10 protein-coding genes and 1 pseudogene are annotated in these 16,482 nt (G+C 48.1%); all 11 read right to left on the bottom strand.

The window, feature by feature from the left end; translation table 11 throughout:
• Nucleotides 1–18: 18 nt before the first annotated feature.
• The 11 genes and pseudogenes from K8I01_08165 to K8I01_08115 all read right to left on the bottom strand — a co-directional run bounded on the left by K8I01_08165 (nt 19) and on the right by K8I01_08115 (nt 16,427).
• Nucleotides 19–1,539, bottom strand: a complete 1,521-nt coding sequence (locus K8I01_08165) for a hypothetical protein (GenBank protein ID MBZ0220389.1) — start codon at nt 1,537–1,539, stop codon at nt 19–21.
• Nucleotides 1,540–2,002: 463 nt separating this feature from the next.
• Nucleotides 2,003–3,763, bottom strand: coding sequence for a hypothetical protein (locus K8I01_08160; protein MBZ0220388.1), 1,761 nt, complete (start codon nt 3,761–3,763; stop codon nt 2,003–2,005).
• 94 nt (nt 3,764–3,857) lie between these two features.
• The gene (locus K8I01_08155; GenBank protein ID MBZ0220387.1) at nt 3,858–4,034 is read right to left on the bottom strand and encodes an SEC-C domain-containing protein; all 177 of its coding nucleotides are present in this window, start codon (nt 4,032–4,034) and stop codon (nt 3,858–3,860) included.
• Nucleotides 4,035–4,119: 85 nt separating this feature from the next.
• Nucleotides 4,120–7,194 (bottom strand): type I restriction endonuclease subunit R, encoded by a 3,075-nt coding sequence (locus tag K8I01_08150; GenBank protein MBZ0220386.1) that lies wholly within the window; start codon nt 7,192–7,194, stop codon nt 4,120–4,122.
• Between the two features lie 208 nt (nt 7,195–7,402).
• The gene (locus K8I01_08145; protein MBZ0220385.1) at nt 7,403–8,068 is read right to left on the bottom strand and encodes a Fic family protein; all 666 of its coding nucleotides are present in this window, start codon (nt 8,066–8,068) and stop codon (nt 7,403–7,405) included.
• Nucleotides 8,069–8,114: 46 nt separating this feature from the next.
• Nucleotides 8,115–10,034: a hypothetical protein gene (locus tag K8I01_08140; GenBank protein MBZ0220384.1), complete on the bottom strand. Its 1,920-nt coding sequence runs from the start codon at nt 10,032–10,034 to the stop codon at nt 8,115–8,117.
• Between the two features lie 109 nt (nt 10,035–10,143).
• The gene (locus K8I01_08135; GenBank protein ID MBZ0220383.1) at nt 10,144–11,334 is read right to left on the bottom strand and encodes an ATP-binding protein; all 1,191 of its coding nucleotides are present in this window, start codon (nt 11,332–11,334) and stop codon (nt 10,144–10,146) included.
• 129 nt (nt 11,335–11,463) lie between these two features.
• A complete protein-coding gene (locus K8I01_08130) occupies nt 11,464–12,012 on the bottom strand; it encodes a hypothetical protein (GenBank protein MBZ0220382.1) in 549 nt (182 codons plus the stop codon).
• Nucleotides 12,009–13,235 (bottom strand): restriction endonuclease subunit S, encoded by a 1,227-nt coding sequence (locus K8I01_08125; GenBank protein MBZ0220381.1) that lies wholly within the window; start codon nt 13,233–13,235, stop codon nt 12,009–12,011. The genes K8I01_08130 and K8I01_08125 overlap by 4 nt, the downstream gene beginning before the upstream one ends.
• 540 nt (nt 13,236–13,775) lie before the next feature.
• A complete protein-coding gene (locus K8I01_08120; GenBank protein ID MBZ0220380.1) occupies nt 13,776–14,888 on the bottom strand; it encodes a PDDEXK nuclease domain-containing protein in 1,113 nt (370 codons plus the stop codon).
• Nucleotides 14,878–16,427, bottom strand: a pseudogene (locus K8I01_08115) (type I restriction-modification system subunit M). The gene K8I01_08120 and the pseudogene K8I01_08115 overlap by 11 nt, the downstream one beginning before the upstream one ends.
• Between the last annotated feature and the right edge of the window lie 55 nt (nt 16,428–16,482).

Raw genomic sequence — 16,482 nt, 5'->3', positions numbered from 1 at the left:
CTTAATTTACCTGAACCGCTATGGCAGGATACGCGTTGCGGTAATGCCGCCTCCTGAATCGGTCATAGTCATATTATTGCCGTTGACCTGCACCGTCACGCTGCCATCGGGGTGTGAAAGCCCCCATTCACCGCTTGTGTCTACAGCCGGGGTCGCCGTGAAGGCCCCTGTGCCGGAATCCCAGGCATAAGTACCGCGTTCCATTCCATCCTGCCCCCCATCTCCGTGCTGCGCGGCATTCCCGTCCTGGGAAAACATGTAGGTGCCGTCCTCAAAAAAAGTCAGTATGACAAGATTATTGGTCTGAGAGGTGCTGCCATTATACCAGCTGCCGACAATCGAGCCGCTGCCGTTTGTAACGCGAACTGCGGTATATATGCCCTCTACGGAATCGGTCATTGTCATTACATTGCCGTTGATCTGTACGGTCACGGTGCCCTGAGGATGTGAGAGCCCCCAGTCACCGCTTGTGTCTACAGCCGGAGATGCCGTGAAGGCTCCGGTGCTGGAATCCCAGGCATACGTGCCGCGCTCCATTCCATCCTGGCCTTCATCTCCATGCTGCGCGGCATTCCCGTCTTGGGAGAACATGTAGGTCCCGTCTTCAAAAAAGGTGAGTACGACCAGGTCGTCAGGACCCGTGCCGCTGTACCAAGAGCCTATAATCGAGGATATTTTATTGCCCGCATACGTCCCGGAGTCCTCATCATCACTCCAGGTGCCCGCCGCCGAACCGGTAGAAATGTCAATGGTGCCGCTGAATACAGTGCCTTCGGAAGTGTTCCCGCTGGTAGAGAAGAACATGCTTCCGCTCGTGTCGATACTGCCGCTGAGGGTGCCGCTGCTAGTTCCGGTAAAGGTCCCGGTTATTACTCCATCCGAGTCGATGGTCGCGCTCCAGGTCCCTGAATCATCGCCGGCAAATGTGCCAGTGTACGATCCCGCATAGAGATTAAGTATGCTGCCAGACACATGGGACAAAGCATCCTCAGCGCTTACAACGGGACTTGATGTGAGCACGCCTAGTAAGGATGTAAGATCACCCACGTTAGCAGTAGAAAAATCTATCTGCGTGACAGATGGGGAGGCGGCGGCGGTCCTTACGTCCGGTTCGATCTCTATCCCGTTCGAGGGGTCCTGGTCGCTGTCCAGGGTCATAAGAAAAATGGCCAGGTTCACTACTGCCGTGTCTGTCGCGTCTACTGCTCCCGCCAGATCGAGCGGCGTCATGATCCCCTTTGGCTCTATACCTACATTGCCGAGTACGATATTGCCTATTGAGAATGTAATCGTGTTCCCGACCTCATATGTAAAAGAGCCGTCAGCCCCGGTCACGCCGGACTGGCCGCCGGACACATAGCTTACCCCTTGAACGGCGCTATCTACCAAGAGGCCCGTTGCGGTAGCTGCGCCACTGCTTGAAGAGCCACCGCCGCCACACCCGGCCATCATCGTTGCCATAAATCCCAATGCTATGAAAGGCGCGGAAAGGATTAAACTTGCTTTCTTTAAAAATCGACATAGCGTGTTCTTTTTCATCACCGTCTCCAAGTAGAAATTAAAATTTAAAGGCAACCTGTTATAACTCAATAATAATTTTTTGTAAATACTAAACCTATCTGAATAGGTTTAGTTAAAATGGATTTGAAATTATATTAGTTATTTAAAGATTAAAAACAGAACCAAGTTGATTCAGAGAAAATCAGTTTTCAAAGAAAAACCCCTGAAATCCGTTTAGATTTCAGGGGTTTAATTTGGTAGCGGGGACAGGATTTGAACCTGCGACCTTCGGGTTATGAGCGCGTTAAATCAAAAATCATAACCGGGCCTTTTACCTGCACATAGTTGAAAAATAAATGTTTTTCGGCCTTCCGTCCTTTACGTATTTTCCGCCGTTTAAGGCCTTTTTTGACGATTTCGGTTACGTTTTGGTTACGCTAATAGCTACTCAGAATTAAATTGAAGTCCATTCATCCCCTGGTGCTAATAAGGCTTTAGACAACTAAGCCCTATTGTCTTTGCTAGACTTTATTATGATATCTCCTATTGTCCCTATAGAATACGCAACGGAAAGAATTATTTGTTTCGCCATTTTCTGGTAATCACCAGTGTCTCCAATGCCCAGCAGTTTCAAAGATTCCGTAATCTCTGTAGAAGGCAAATGAGAGTCCCCTATACGTAAGTCGTAAACACCAGCCAGTGCTGCCATGATTTTACGTCCTTCAAAACCTTTAGAATTAAGGAAATATTCCAGCCGCTTAATAGAGCCTAATTTTTTGTCAGCAGCGGGGTCAAGCTCCTTTAATAAATCGACATCTATTCGCTCTACTATTAACCTTGTCAACTCTTTGCAAAGAAAAAACAAGCCTTCCATGCTCTGTCCATGGAATCTATGAATTTCACGATCGATTTTCGTTGAAATGTGATGCTCTTTGAGCATGGGCCGACCAAGAAAATAAGTGGACGCTTTCTGAAGATGTTCAATCGCCTTTTTTAGTATGACTTCCGGAGCTTTTGTATCGGCTGGTTCCGCCTCCATCTGCGACTTTAGTAATTCTTTTGAAACTCGGCCGTCAGGAGGTATATTGTGTGCCACCCATACGCGCTGATAGATAGTTGGTAATGAGGCTATATCCTTTGCCAATACATTAATTAAGCCAAGCTCGTTGACACCAAAATGTACTCCCATATTAGGAGCAGGGCCAACACAACCAGTCTCATCGGTATACCATTCGAGAACCCCGTTTCGCTTTTCCAGCAGAGTGCGAATTATTGATGGCTTGAACCAGATCCATCCTCTATGGTCATAAAGCTTCTTACCAGCTAAAGTGGTTCCAGCACTGTCGATCTGAAACGATATGTGTGACTCTTCCTTATCACCTCTGACCCGAGGACTAGTCTCTAATGGAGGAATCCATTCGGTCCTCCACATTTCACCCGTAATGCTAAAAAGCTGCCGACCAGTAGGCGTCCTTACCCAAGAGCTCGACTTGTATTCATCTTCTCCAGGCATGCCAAAGGTCGGTATATCGTCATTAGGATCGATATTAGTTCTACCCATGTGGAAGACTGCTATCTTTTCTCCGAATGGGAATCCACCTTCGTGAATAGGATGAATATGTCCATTCCAATGATAATTTTCTCCAGTCTCATTTGCGATTCCGTTCTTCCACCCAAAATCTGGTGCAGAGTCCACGATTATTTCTCTCAAATGATATGTGACAATTAATATCCCGGATTCCCTGGCGCAAAGAAAATCGCGGAGATGCTCCGTTCGTATTTCAAAGCGCACAGGCTTTCCTTCCTGAATGCGCTTAAGCCGAGCAACTTCCAAATAGTCTTCTTGGGGACGAACCCAGCCATCTCTTTCACGTAATAATCCAAGCCCTAAAATGATGTCTTGCGACAGATGCCATACACAAGGCTCACCGCTATCAAATGACTGTTGTAATACAGGATAGGTACCTAGCAAGCCATTGCAAAAAGAATAAACATCCGCAGGAAAATATTTCCCGTTTTCAACGCAAGGCTTATGCCCCCATTTTGGGATAACTTCATCCCATTGAAGCAAGAATGCTTCTCGTGCCTGATCAATAGGGAAAATAAGACCAACCGATCCAAAATATTCTCTCTCATATCCAATATGGCCAGGTTCTCCATTTATTGTATGTTCATCATACGCGCATAACGGAGTCCAGGATGCCTTGATTAAAGAACGTTTTTTTATATCCGTCATCAAAAACCAATTTATATCAATAGCCATCAACAGCCTCCTATAAGAAAAAACACCCAGAAACTTTAGCATCTGCTCAGGTGACAATCCGAGAATTCAACAAGTCAGATCTGTTCCTACGCGTCTATGAAGCGATTGGCAACCACCTGAGTCTCGGCGAGAGAGCCTGCAGGGTGGTCACGAATTCCTTCTTAATTTCATCTGTGATTTCCTGCATCCCAGGGAGCCCAGACCTGCTGGCCTGTCCAGACATACAGCATTTCTTAAACTTCTTAACACTTCCGCATGGACAGAAGGTCATTTTAAACTGTTTTCATGCGCTTCCCCAGTGTATTACCCCTTTTGAAAACCGCAATCCAATCCTGTGCCGTCCACTATCGCTTTACTTACGCTGCCCAGTTAGCGCCAAGAAGCTCCGCCTGCTCCAAAACGGTTTTTGTCGCCTTCTCCTGCATATCTGGTGGATAGCCGTATTTCCGGAGTATACGCTTTACCATAGTCCTAAGCTTAGCCTTAACGCTTTCCTTGACCGTCCAGTCTATCGTCGCATTTCTTTTTACAGTCTCGACCAGCTCTCTGGCTATTATTTTCAGCTTTTCGTCGCCGAGGACATGGACCGCGCTGTCGTTGGTCTCAAGTGCATCGTAGAAGGCGGCCTCTTCTTCGGTAAGATTAAGCTTCTCACCCCGCTTGTGGGCTTCCCTCATGTCTTTTGCAAGATCGATAAGCTCGGTTATGACCTGGGCGGCCTCGATGGCACGGTTCTGATACCTCCTTACGGTTTCCTCAAGCATTTCCGCAAAAGATCTTGCCTGCACCAGGTTCTTTTTGGAGCGTGCCTTTATCTCATCGTTCAACAGCTTTTTTAAAAGTTCTAAGGCGAGGTTACGCTGCGGCATATTGCGGACCTCTTCCAGGAACTCATCCGACAGAATCGAGATGTCCGGCCTCTTGAGGCCCGCTGAAGAGAAGATGTCGATTACCTCTCCGGATGCCACAGCCTTTGAGACGATCTGCCGTATTGCCGAATCAAGCATCTCCGGGCTTTTGCCGTCGGTCACGGTATTCTTGGCAAAGGCTCCCCTTAACGCTTGGAAAAACCCGACGTCATTCCTAATAGCCATCGCTTTTTCATGTGGCACTGAAAGCGCAAACGCCCTTGAAAGCTCCGTAACCGCCTGCATAAACCTATTTTTTCCGTCTTCGAGAGCAAGGATATGCTCCAGCGCTTCCTTTACGGTTGTCAGTTTCTCAGATGGAGCGCCTTTGAGAAACCCTGAATAGTCAAAACCATGCAATATCGCCGAGACTATCTCAAATTTCTCCAGCATCACAGCGACAGCCTCTTCCTGCGGGATGCCGGTAATATCGCGGTCTTTTTCAGTGTAATTCGAAAGGGCCTTTTTGAGTTCATCCGCTATGCCAAGATAATCCACAGCAAGCCCGCCAGGCTTATCCTTAAATACCCTGTTCACACGGGCTATCGCTTGCATGAGTCCATGTCCGCGCATCGGTTTATCTATGTACATTGTATGGAGGCAGGGGGCGTCAAACCCGGTAAGCCACATGTCCCGGACTATAACTAACTTAAAGGGGTTGTCCGGTTTTTTAAAGTTCTTGGCCATGGATTCCCTGCGCGCCTTATTTCTGATATGGCTTTGCCAGTCCGCAGGGTCGCTTGCGGACCCGGTCATTACAATTTTCAAAAACCCTCTGTCGTCGTCCTCGCTGTGCCACTCTGGCCGCAGTTTCACAATAGCGTTGTACAAGTCAATGCAGATCCTGCGGCTCATGCAGACTACCATCCCCTTGCCGTCCATGGCTTCAAGTCTGCTTTCAAAGTGCTCAACAATATCCTCTGCCACAAGACCGATGCGCTTTTCAGTCCCCACCATCGCCTCAAACTGCGCCCATTTCCGCTTGAGTTTCTCTTTAGTCGCTTCTTCCTCGCCCTCCGTTATTTCCTCAAACTCAGGGTCTATCCTGGGGAGCTCCTCTGCCTTCAGCTCAAGCTTCGCAAGGCGCGCCTCATAGTAGATACGCACAGTGGCTCCGTCCTCAACGGCCCGCTGGATGTCATATATGCTTATATAGTTGCCGAAGACGGCGGGCGTGTTTCTGTCGTCAGCTTCAATGGGTGTGCCGGTAAAGCCGATAAAGGACGCCTTGGGCACGGCGTCCCTCATGTGCCTTGCAAAACCATCTATGAAATCGTATTGGCTCCTGTGGGCCTCGTCAGCGATGACGATTATATTGCTTCTATCCGAAAGTCTTAGGTAATCCAGCCCCTTTTCGGGGAGAAACTTCTGTATAGTGGTAAAAACAACCCCGCCCGAAGCGACACTCAAAAGTTCTTTAAGGTGCTCTCTGCTCCGGGATTGGACAGGGGTCTGCCTCAAGAGGCTCAGACACCTTGAAAAAGTGCCGAACAGCTGGTCGTCAAGGTCGTTCCTGTCAGTAAGGACAATAAGGGTGGGGTTTTCCATCTCATGGCGCTGAATAATCTTTCCAGCATAAAAGGTCATGGTCAGGCTTTTGCCGCTTCCCTGCGTGTGCCAGACTACTCCAACCCTTCTGTCTCCCCTCGGAGAAGCCGCAGTCAATGTGCAGTCTACAGCCCTGTTTACTGCATGGAACTGATGGTAGGCGGCCATCTTCTTTATGACAAGCGCCCCGTCCGTCTCAAAAACAACAAAGTATCTGAGGATATCCAGGAATCTCGACTTGTCGAATATCCCCTTGATTAACACCTCAAGCTCCGGCATCCCTTTGGGCGCCAAATCCTCACCCTCAATAGTCCGCCACGGCATGAACCATTCCCAATCGGCAGTTAGGGTGCCAGTCCTCGCCTCAAGACCGTCTGAGACTATAAGAATTTCGTTATAGGAAAAAAGGGAGGGGATTTCGTTTTTATAAGTCTGAAGCTGATTAAAAGCATTCTTTATCGTGGCGTTTTCGTCTGCCGGGTTTTTTAGCTCAATAACCCCTAAAGGGAGCCCGTTGATAAAAACCACTACATCAGGGCGTCTGTTGCTTTGTCCCTCGACAACCGTAAACTGATTGACCGCCAGCCAGTCGTTGTTACCAGGATTATTGAAATCAATGAGCCAGACTTTGTCCCCAACAATCCGTCCTTCAGAATTTTTGTATTCAATATCGATCCCATCGGTAAGGACCTTATGGAAGCGGTGATTATTGATGTAAAGAAGGGGGGACTCATGGACAGCTCGCAGGAGCTTACGGATGGCATCTTCTATAGCTTCTGAAGGAATGGCGGCATTTATTCTGGATAAAGCAGAACGGAGCCGGCCCTCTAAAACGACATCGCCATAACCCGACCTTTCGGCGAGCGGTTCACCAGGGGCAATATCAGGGCCGCTGAGGATAGAGTAACCCAGTTCATTGAACCAGTCGAGGGTAGCTTCTTCAGTGGTTGATTCGGTGATTCTTGATAAGGTCATTTTAAAAATCCCGGTGATTTCTATGGTTTTTTAGTGTATACTTAAAATATGGTAAAAAAACCTTTAATAAAAACGAATCCTTATCTGAAAGACCCTGAGAAGCGTAAAGCCATGTTCTATACTACTGTATCTTCTTCAACCGCTATCGAAGGTGTCCACGCGGCAGTCGACAAAGCAATCAAGGCTGTTAAAGAGCCCGGCAAGATAGCTATCCTTTCTGAATCCGTAGTGTCCGGGAAATCACGGCGTTAAAAATCTTTTCCATAGGCTCATAATTATTATCCATACCAGCCCTTACCGCCGCAAAGTATTCTTGTCTTCTCTTCCCCTTAATTCCAGTAAAATCCAGTGACGGCAATCCTGCCTGTAACGCCATCAGGGCACTTAGTATACGGGCAACCCTGCCGTTCCCTTCGCGAAAGGGGTGAATCAAAACCAGTTCTGTATGGACAACAGCAATTGCCTTGACTATGTCTTTATGTGCTGAGTAAAGACAAGGAGTGTATTTCTTAAGAAGCTTCTTTTCAAACTCTGACATTAAACTTGGTATATGTCCGGCGGCTGCGAAAGGGAAGTCTCCCTTGCTGACATTTACTCTCCTGTATTGTCCAGCCCACTCATATATTCTCCCAAGCCAGATCTCGTGAATCCTGCATATATCAGCGGCGGTGAACCTATGGTCTTTATCATAGATGCTGGATAGTTCCTCCAGAACAGGAAGCTGAACAAGTGCTTCGATGCGGTCCATCTCCCGCTTGCTCTTAATTCCGAGCAAATTCTTGAGCACACGCCGACCCGAACCAGGCTCAAACTGTGCCTCTGTTAAGCCAGAGGTGTCATAGCGATTAGATTTTTTTATAATCAATCTCGCCAACCGTAAAGAGCCTCTTCAGCGGTAGATTCAGTGATTCTTGAAGGGGTCATAGTCTATTCTCGATGTCAATCCCGCTTGATTTAAACACGCGTTTTAAAAAGAATTTAAGACATCGTTCTTCGATGTAGTTGTGCAATTGCTGGACAGTAGCACCGAAAATAAGATTCGCTATTGTCGCAATTGCCAGTGCAGACAAACCTACGAGAAGCACCCAGCCAAGAGCAGGATTTGCCGCTTTGAGCCCGAATCCGGCAATGATGCCACCAATTATGAGAATAGAGATAAACCCTGAAATCCCCCACGCGCAGTATTGTGCATTCTTCAGACATCGCCAGAAAAACCGTTCCTGAATTTGCTTTTTCGTCACACGTTCGGCATCAAGCTCAACTTGAGTTTTGCGATGAGCAATTTGCTCGGCTGTAAGCTTCTCGCTTTCCTCCTTCTTGATTTCTTCTGAAACGCGCCGCAGTGTCTCGGTGACCGTCTTCTCGGTAAGCGCTGTCTCTTCTCCCAGCGTCAGGCTCATCATCTCCTCTTGTGCAAGTGTGCTACTCCTGAGGAGCTGATGATCGCGTGCAGTAATCTTGCCTTGTTTCTCCAACTTATTCATCTCATCCAAAAACTTGTCAAGCAACTCCTTTGAGGGCTGAAGTGCTGCATAAGAGAATGCGAGTATCTCAGCGGTCGGTAGAGACGGCGCACCCATCGGAGCTTTCAACCAAGCCATGTTTGCCAGGCTGAAGTCGGTGATCACGCTTGACACCTCGCGCGACTCTTCATGCCGCTGTCCGTACTCATATGCTGCCCGTGCAAAACCTTCATTACTGCTGACGAGAACTGCTCCGCACTTTTCCACAATCGTGGGGGACGAATTTACCCTAAGTGCATAGATACTTCGCACAGAGTTGATATCATAATCCATGGCACGCGAGTTAAAGTATGACACCTCATCCTCAAGTACCTTAGCGAAAGCTGTTTCATCGATCTGAAAGTTTGCAATATATTTCGGTGTGCACTTCACCTCAATTCCAGAGTCGGCGAGCTTCTCATCGATTTGTCCTGCCAAGAGCAGTAGGTCAGATTTGGTCGTGCCTTTGCGTCTTGCTTCCATAACAATGGCCCCGCGGCCGCTCGGTGCTTCTATATGATCGGCTGCGCCCCTGATCACACGATCCAGTTCATCACGCGAATGTGCGAACGTAGCAACGGCCGCATCAAGATTCTTCAGCAGTCGGATTAGCTCTACTGCCGCCGCCTGCTTTGGATTACCCTCAAGCCCAAGCCGTCGTATCAACAATGGGGTATCTAAATAAAAAGTGACGCCCTTGTATGACTTTGGGGCGTTTTGGAGGTCTGGGCAAAGCAAGGCGTTTGCCAGCATGTGCCCTTGAACCACCACGAGGAAGCTTTCAAAACGTTCAGGGTTGGTGCGTTGCAGATGTACGACATACTCACTGACCAGCACAATGTGGCTATGGTGTTTGCCCTCGACAGTTGGAATGGCCGTACCTCTCAAGTATGCACGAAGACAAGGGATATTGAACTCTGCCAGGAATGCGCAAATGGCTGTAACCGCCTCATCTTCGGTTGTAATCGGCTTAGCGGTGTTCTTTGAGAACTCTATCAGACTTGAGACCACTGCCTTGATGTGTCGATCTGCTTCAGTTTTCTTTGCAGTAATCCCAGGGTTTGGTAAAGTACCCGTGATTCGATATACCCCAGTTTCACGCTTTAGTAGATACGACCGAGAGATGCGCTTCAATAGAATCTGAGCAACACGCTCCGGAATCTCAAGGCCAAATTGTGTGCGAAGATGATCACGGACAACCACATCAGTCACGGGGTCGGGCTTCTGGTCAATAAGTATCTGCAGAATAAAAGGTCGCAGATATTCGAGGTAGTCCTTACCCTGATCAATGTTGACCTTTAGCATTGCTAAGCTTGTCAGTGTCTCCGTGAATGCCATGTCAAACTACCTCCCCAAGCTTCTCCGCATCCTTTACCTTTATCTCGCCCGACAGCAACTTTGGCAAAAGCGCATCGCGAATGGCGGCGAGAGTTTTTTCCAGCTCTTTTTATCTACGTGGTTTCCAATTTCCTTTATCGTCAAAATTGAAAGAGCGCTCAAAACCGCATGCATTCCAAACGGCGTCAAAAATCGGTCGAAGAACGCCGGCTACCGCATTTTTATCATTTATGGATTCGTAATCATCAACAAGGATGTCAGGCAGAACCAGCGTGTCGCGGTCTATGGGGCTGCCGCCATGTGAAAAATAAAAGGTGTCAACACCCATATGCACATTTGCCACCCCTGTCATGCAGACAAAGAGCACCAGCGGGCTCGGAATCTCTAACGATTTCAAAACGCCTAAATAACCTAAGACCCCTTGAATAATATATTCTTCATAGGCTACGCTCGGAATAAACCTCCGATCATCGCGCTCTCTTACTAAATCCGCAAAAACAGCCTCAATTTGCCCTTTTCGGAATAGTAACGAATATGCCCTTGATCCAGCGCTATCATACGGGCCGCTATAGGTAAGAAAGCCGTCCAGATTGTACCCGTCATTCCACCCTGAAGCTCCAATAGGTCGTAGACTGCTCATAGAGCGTGCCTTTAAGACAGCCACTTCAATGCTCGCGTCCGACGTAAAAGCAGCAACTGGCAAAATGTGGAGCACAAGTTTTGCACCCTCAAACATGCGAACGGGCGTCGCGCTTGCGATTATCCTCCCCAGCCGTTCGTCACGAAAGCGTCTCATCTTTTCAGGCAAGGCATCTGCAAGCAAACAGGCGGATCTTATCTCCAATACATCCATTTGATGCTTCCCTGCACTATTTCGTGTAAAGAAGCGCGACAGGTTCTTAAATGTGACCATGTGTGGGCCTGCCCAGCTCCTTGGAATGCGGATGAGCAGGACAGGACCTTTTGCGAATCCATCAATCGCTCTCATTCGCAATCCATGCACACGAGGGTCAAGACTGTCTCGGATTAGGTTCTCCAAACGAAGCAATTCAGCATCGAGATTGCTTTCCAGGCCTAAAGCATCCTGTGGGATGCCATCCGTTGCCGAAATGCCATATAACAAATCACCTCCGCCCGCGTTTGCGAAAGATGAGATATCGGATAGAAACTCCCGTTTCTCCTCGTCTGAATTACCAAGAAGAACCTGTTTGTACTCGATAGTACGTCCTTCTCTCACCTGATTTTCGACAAGTGCCTCTATGTCAGACTTTGAGATGGCATCAAAAGTTTTGGGAATCATGATACAGCCTCCACAAACTTCTCTGCATACTTAACTCTTATCTCACCCGACAGGAGCTTTGGCAACAGGGCATCGCTGATGGCGGCGAGGGCGACTTCGATGATGGATTCTGTGAGTTTATCTTTCATTTCATTTAAGCATCTCTTGATGGGTGATGACATAATCACGCCTTTTTGGGTCGAAGCATGATGAACTGTAGTTAGGATAATCTCGGCCTACTTTCTTCAGATATCGTATCAATTCGTCAATAGCAAGCAGGTATAGCCAACTGTGCCGCTCCCGATCAGAGCAGAAGAAAATCCCCCTTAATCCTCCAGTTCGTTTAAGGTCCGGTGCAAATACATAACTGTGGACAAGCTGGTTACAGATAAACAAGGCGTCTTTCCTGAAGATCTTTGGCTTTCTAAGGTCATAATGCTCGTCAAATTCATGCCAGTTGATTTTTGTTATATTCGTACCGATAAAACGATATGCCTTCACATTGAACTGGTATGCAGTGGTACTACTGGAAGTCTTTGCAGCCTCAAAAAGCTTCCTTATACAGTAAGCTGCAATAAAGACTTCCATTTCCAGCTTTGCAAATGAAGTTTCAAGCCACCTTCTCTGCTGTTTTCGTTTTTCTAAACGAAAAGCGATTTTAAGCAACTCATCTTTCCAAGGTGCAGATTCTAATATCACGTCCGCTCCACTATAAACTTCTCCCCATTCTTAACTCTTATCTCGCCCAATAGGAGTTTGGGCAACAGTGCGTCGCGGATAGCGCCGAGGGTACGGGATTCTCGTTCATTGACAAACATCTTGGCAAGCAATGGTGCTACAATGTGAGAGAATGCCCTCAGTACTTTATCGACTGGCTTAACTATTTGCGTTGCAACAACGACATCAGGCCGCACCGCCGGATAGGCTGCACCGTCCGCCAAGTGCGCAAGCCTTTCGATATTGTCGGCAGCTGTGGCGGTGAGATATACAATCTCAGCATACTCGGCTTTTAGGGGTCTCAGTACTGCGAACCCGGTGCTTCCGGTCAATCCTTCTTCTAAAATGAAAGCATACGAGCCGTTACCGGGGCGCACGGTACCGACGATGGTGTCTTGTGCTCGCAATACACGTTGGGCTCGGCTCGGTGCTTCTCCTTTCGCATATATTGTGACTGTTTCAATTCGGCCCCATTTCGTATTCGAGAGATCGACATAATTGATTACATCCGGGCGCGTCTCCTTCGACCACACCTCAGGATTCAATGAGGAGAAGTCGCCGAGCGTGGCAATATCCCACCCTTTTGGAATCCTGCCGATTGGGGAGTCCTGCCATTCTTTGTGAGGGCCGAAGCCGGGGATTGGCTCGAAGTCCACGAACCAGGACTTGAAGATTGCCCGAGCCATTGCCTCCAGCATCTCGTTCATTCGCCTGTTAAGCTCTATCTTGTCATCCAGCGCACCGAGGATATGGGCGATGGCTGATCGTATGTTCCTATCAGGCCACACGACATCAAAAGTCTCGAAATCAGAGCGGGATAAATTAGGAAAAACTGAGCCAGCGCATCGAGACAGGAGCCTTGGCAATTCACATACCAAAGTATAATAAATAAATCGAGTATCGATTTCATCGCTCTTGGCTCGGAAAGCCCCTACACCGCGCCCTATACAATATTCAGCATCCGCCCAATTCATACGACCTGTCGTCGAACCGCGAACGCAGAAAAGCAGGTCACCTTTTTTACATAGCCTGGTAGGTGAGGTAGTATATAAAACAGGCTTGGGATGATGTTCTCCGAACTCTGTTGGACCATTCAAAAGAGGTGTCCCGTTGCCTATAGTATTATATGTTTCTCCCTTTGGAGATTGCCCCATGATAATCTCACAGATATTTTCTAAATGGGTCATCGGGCTTTTATCTTGCATCTTTCAAATCTTCCAAATAGGAATTGTTCGTTTGCGGCATCCCTTATAAATAGCGAACCAGGCATTGCCGTTTTAAAATGCCAAATCGGCACTTCAAGACTACTCTTTACTCCCGGCCTTGAACCCGATCTGCCTTTTCTTTGGCCCCGGCGGCTGCATCAATTCATAAATGGCCTAAAAAACAACCTTGAACTGCTCGTCATACTTCTTTTCAAGTTCGGTCATCTTTCGCATCAACTCGGCGTTAGAAGCGAACATCTGGCGAAGCCTACGAACGCTCGCATAATCTCAATGTTTATCTTTACCGCTCTTTTGCTGTTCAGTACGCTGGAAAGCATGGCGACTCTCTGCTCTGGAAAAACACATAAGGCAGGTATTTGCGATGCGTCCCGCGGCCTTTCTATATGGTCACAATTCGTGACCTTATAGGTCAATCATTGTGTATCGTCAGATAACAACAAACAAGCTTGTGTATGGCAAATTGCAATTTACGATACGCAAATCCGTTTCTTATGTGACAAATCCATTATGTCAATCACCTCAGGAATCACCTTTGGTTATTGTAAGCGAGCCTGATACAGAAGTAGACGCCGAAATTGACCCCTCCAGTTCCTTAATGCTCGGCAGTTCACCTTTAAGGTTCTTCGGCAAGGTTTCCGTAAGTTTGTATCCGGAAACGCCGATCGGCTTTCTGGTATCGCGGAGCGCATATTCCGCAATCACCTTATTTTTGGCCTTGCACAGGATTATGCCGATGCTCGGATGATCGTCTTTATGGCGCAGGAGGTCATCCACCGCCGAAAGATAAAAGTTCATCTTGCCAGCGTATTCTGGCTGAAATTCCCCAATCTTAAGCTCGATGACTACGAAACAGCGCAGGTGGAGATGATAAAATAGAAGGTCTATATAGAAATCCTCACCGCCGACCTCCAGATGGTACTGACTACCGACAAAGGCAAACCCGACGCCCAACTCAAGCAGGAAAGCCCTTATCTGCTCCAAGAGGGCCTTTTCCAGATCCCGTTCCTTTGCCTCCTCACCGATACTCAGGAAGTCGAAGACATACGGATCTTTCAAGACCTGCCGGGCAAGCTCGGATTGAGGCGTGGGTAGGGTGCGGTCGAAATTGGTAATGGCTTTTCCCTGCCGCCTGTAGAGACCGCTTTCTATCTGGTGGATAAGGATATCTCGTGACCAGCCGTGCTGGATGGTCTGTCGGATATACCATTCGCGCTGAGTCGATTCTTTTACATGGTCAAGAATACGGACATTATGCCCCCAGGGGATTTGTGCAACAACCTGTTGCACAAATTGTTTGTCCTGATATGTTTCGGCAAACGCCCGCATGTATTTGAGATTGCGTGGAGAAAATCCCTTCATATCAGGAAATGCACGGCGTAAATCACGGGCAAGGCGGTCAATGACTTTCGCACCCCATCCCTCTTTTTGTTGTCGGAGCAATATTTGCTGTCCAACATTCCAGTAGAGCTGGATCAATTCACTATTGGCTGCAAGACCTGCGCGGATCTGCGCGGCGCGAATCCGCGCTTTGAGGTCTTCGAGCAATTCAGCGTAGCTCGTTGATAGCAATTGTGCAGCAGCCTGTTGCACAATTTCAGATTTGGATTTTTTTGTTTTTCTTTTATCCGCCATACCCCAGTCTCTTCAGGTTCGCCTTTATAATCTTTTCCAGCCCCTCCGATTCCTTAAACTGCGCGCTCAGCTTTGCGGTAAGGCGCTTCATCTTCTCTTCAAACGGCTCGCCGTCATCCTCTACCTCTTCGGCTCCGACGTATCTGCCTGGCGTGAGGACGTGACCGTGACTATGTATCTCCTCGATTGTGGCGCTTTTGCAAAAGCCGGGGATATCTTCATACTTTCCGGCTTCCTTTTCACCTCGCCAGGCATGGTAGGTCTTACCTATCCGTTGAATCTCTTCATCGGACAATTCCCTGTGTGTTCTGTCTATCAAATAGCCCATTTTTCGGGCATCGATAAAGAGCGTCTGGCCGCGCCTGTCACGGAACTTGCCGTTTTTCTTACTACGGGCTACAAACCAGAGGCACACAGGAATCGGCGTTGTATAGAAGAGCTGTCCGGGTAGAGCTATCATGCAATCTACCAAGTCGGCTTCGATTATGTTCTTTCGTATCTCGCCTTCGCCGCTTGTATTTGAACTCATGGACCCGTTCGCAAGAACAAAACCGGCCACACCACTTGGGGAAAGATGGTAGATAAAGTGCTGAACCCAGGCAAAGTTCGCGTTGCCCACGGGAGGAGCGCCGTATTTCCATCTGACATCAGGAGCTCGCCTTTCCAGTCACTTATGTTAAAGGGAGGATTTGCAAGGATAAAGTCCGCCTTAAGGTCTTTATGGATATCCTGCCTGAAGCTGTCCGCATGGTGAGGCCCGATATTGCCGTCAATGCCTCTTATCGCAAGATTCATCTTGCACAGACGCCATGTCGTGGGGTTTGACTCCTGTCCGTAGATGGAGATATCCCCCTTCCTGCCCCCGTGGGCCTCGACGAACTTTTCCGATTGAACAAACATACCGCCCGAACCGCAACATGGGTCAAAGACACGACCCTTATAAGGCTCTATCATCTCTACCAGTATTTTTACGACGGACTGAGGAGTGTAAAACTCGCCACCACTTTTACCTTCAACTGCGGCAAAGCGTCCAAGGAAGTATTCATATACACGCCCAAGTATGTCTTTTGAGCGGCTCTCAGCATCGCCAAGGCCGATAGTGCCGATTAAATCGATGAGTTCGCCTAGGGTATGTTTATCAAGGGTCGGGCGTGCGTAGTCTTTGGGGAGGACTCCTTTAAGCTGGGAGTTTTCCTTTTCAATGGCAACCATCGCATCGTCAACGAGCTTGCCGATAGTTGGTTGTTTGGCGTTCGCCTGCAGATAAGACCAGCGGGCACCCTTCGGAACCCAGAAGATATTATCAGCGGTGTATTCGTCGCGGTCTTCAGGGTCGGCAAATTTATCTTCCATAAGCTTCTGATGCTTCTCTTCGAAGGCGTCTGATATGTATTTAAGGAAGATGAGGCCGAGGACTACATGCTTGTATTCCGAAGCATCCATATGGCCGCGCATCTTGTCAGCGGCCTGCCAGAGCTTTTCCTCAAAGCCGAGATTGCCGCCGTTGGGGGTCTTTTTGTCTTTTGTCTGACGTGCCATGAAAATCTTCCTTAATTAACGGTTTAATACATTTTAAATATATAAATTTTAAAGG

This window comes from Deltaproteobacteria bacterium, assembly GCA_019912665.1.
Taxonomy (GTDB): Bacteria; Desulfobacterota; GWC2-55-46; order GWC2-55-46; family GWC2-55-46; genus UBA5799.
The sequence above is the reverse complement of the archived record's forward strand: the minus strand, read 5'-3'. Positions and strand labels throughout refer to the sequence as shown.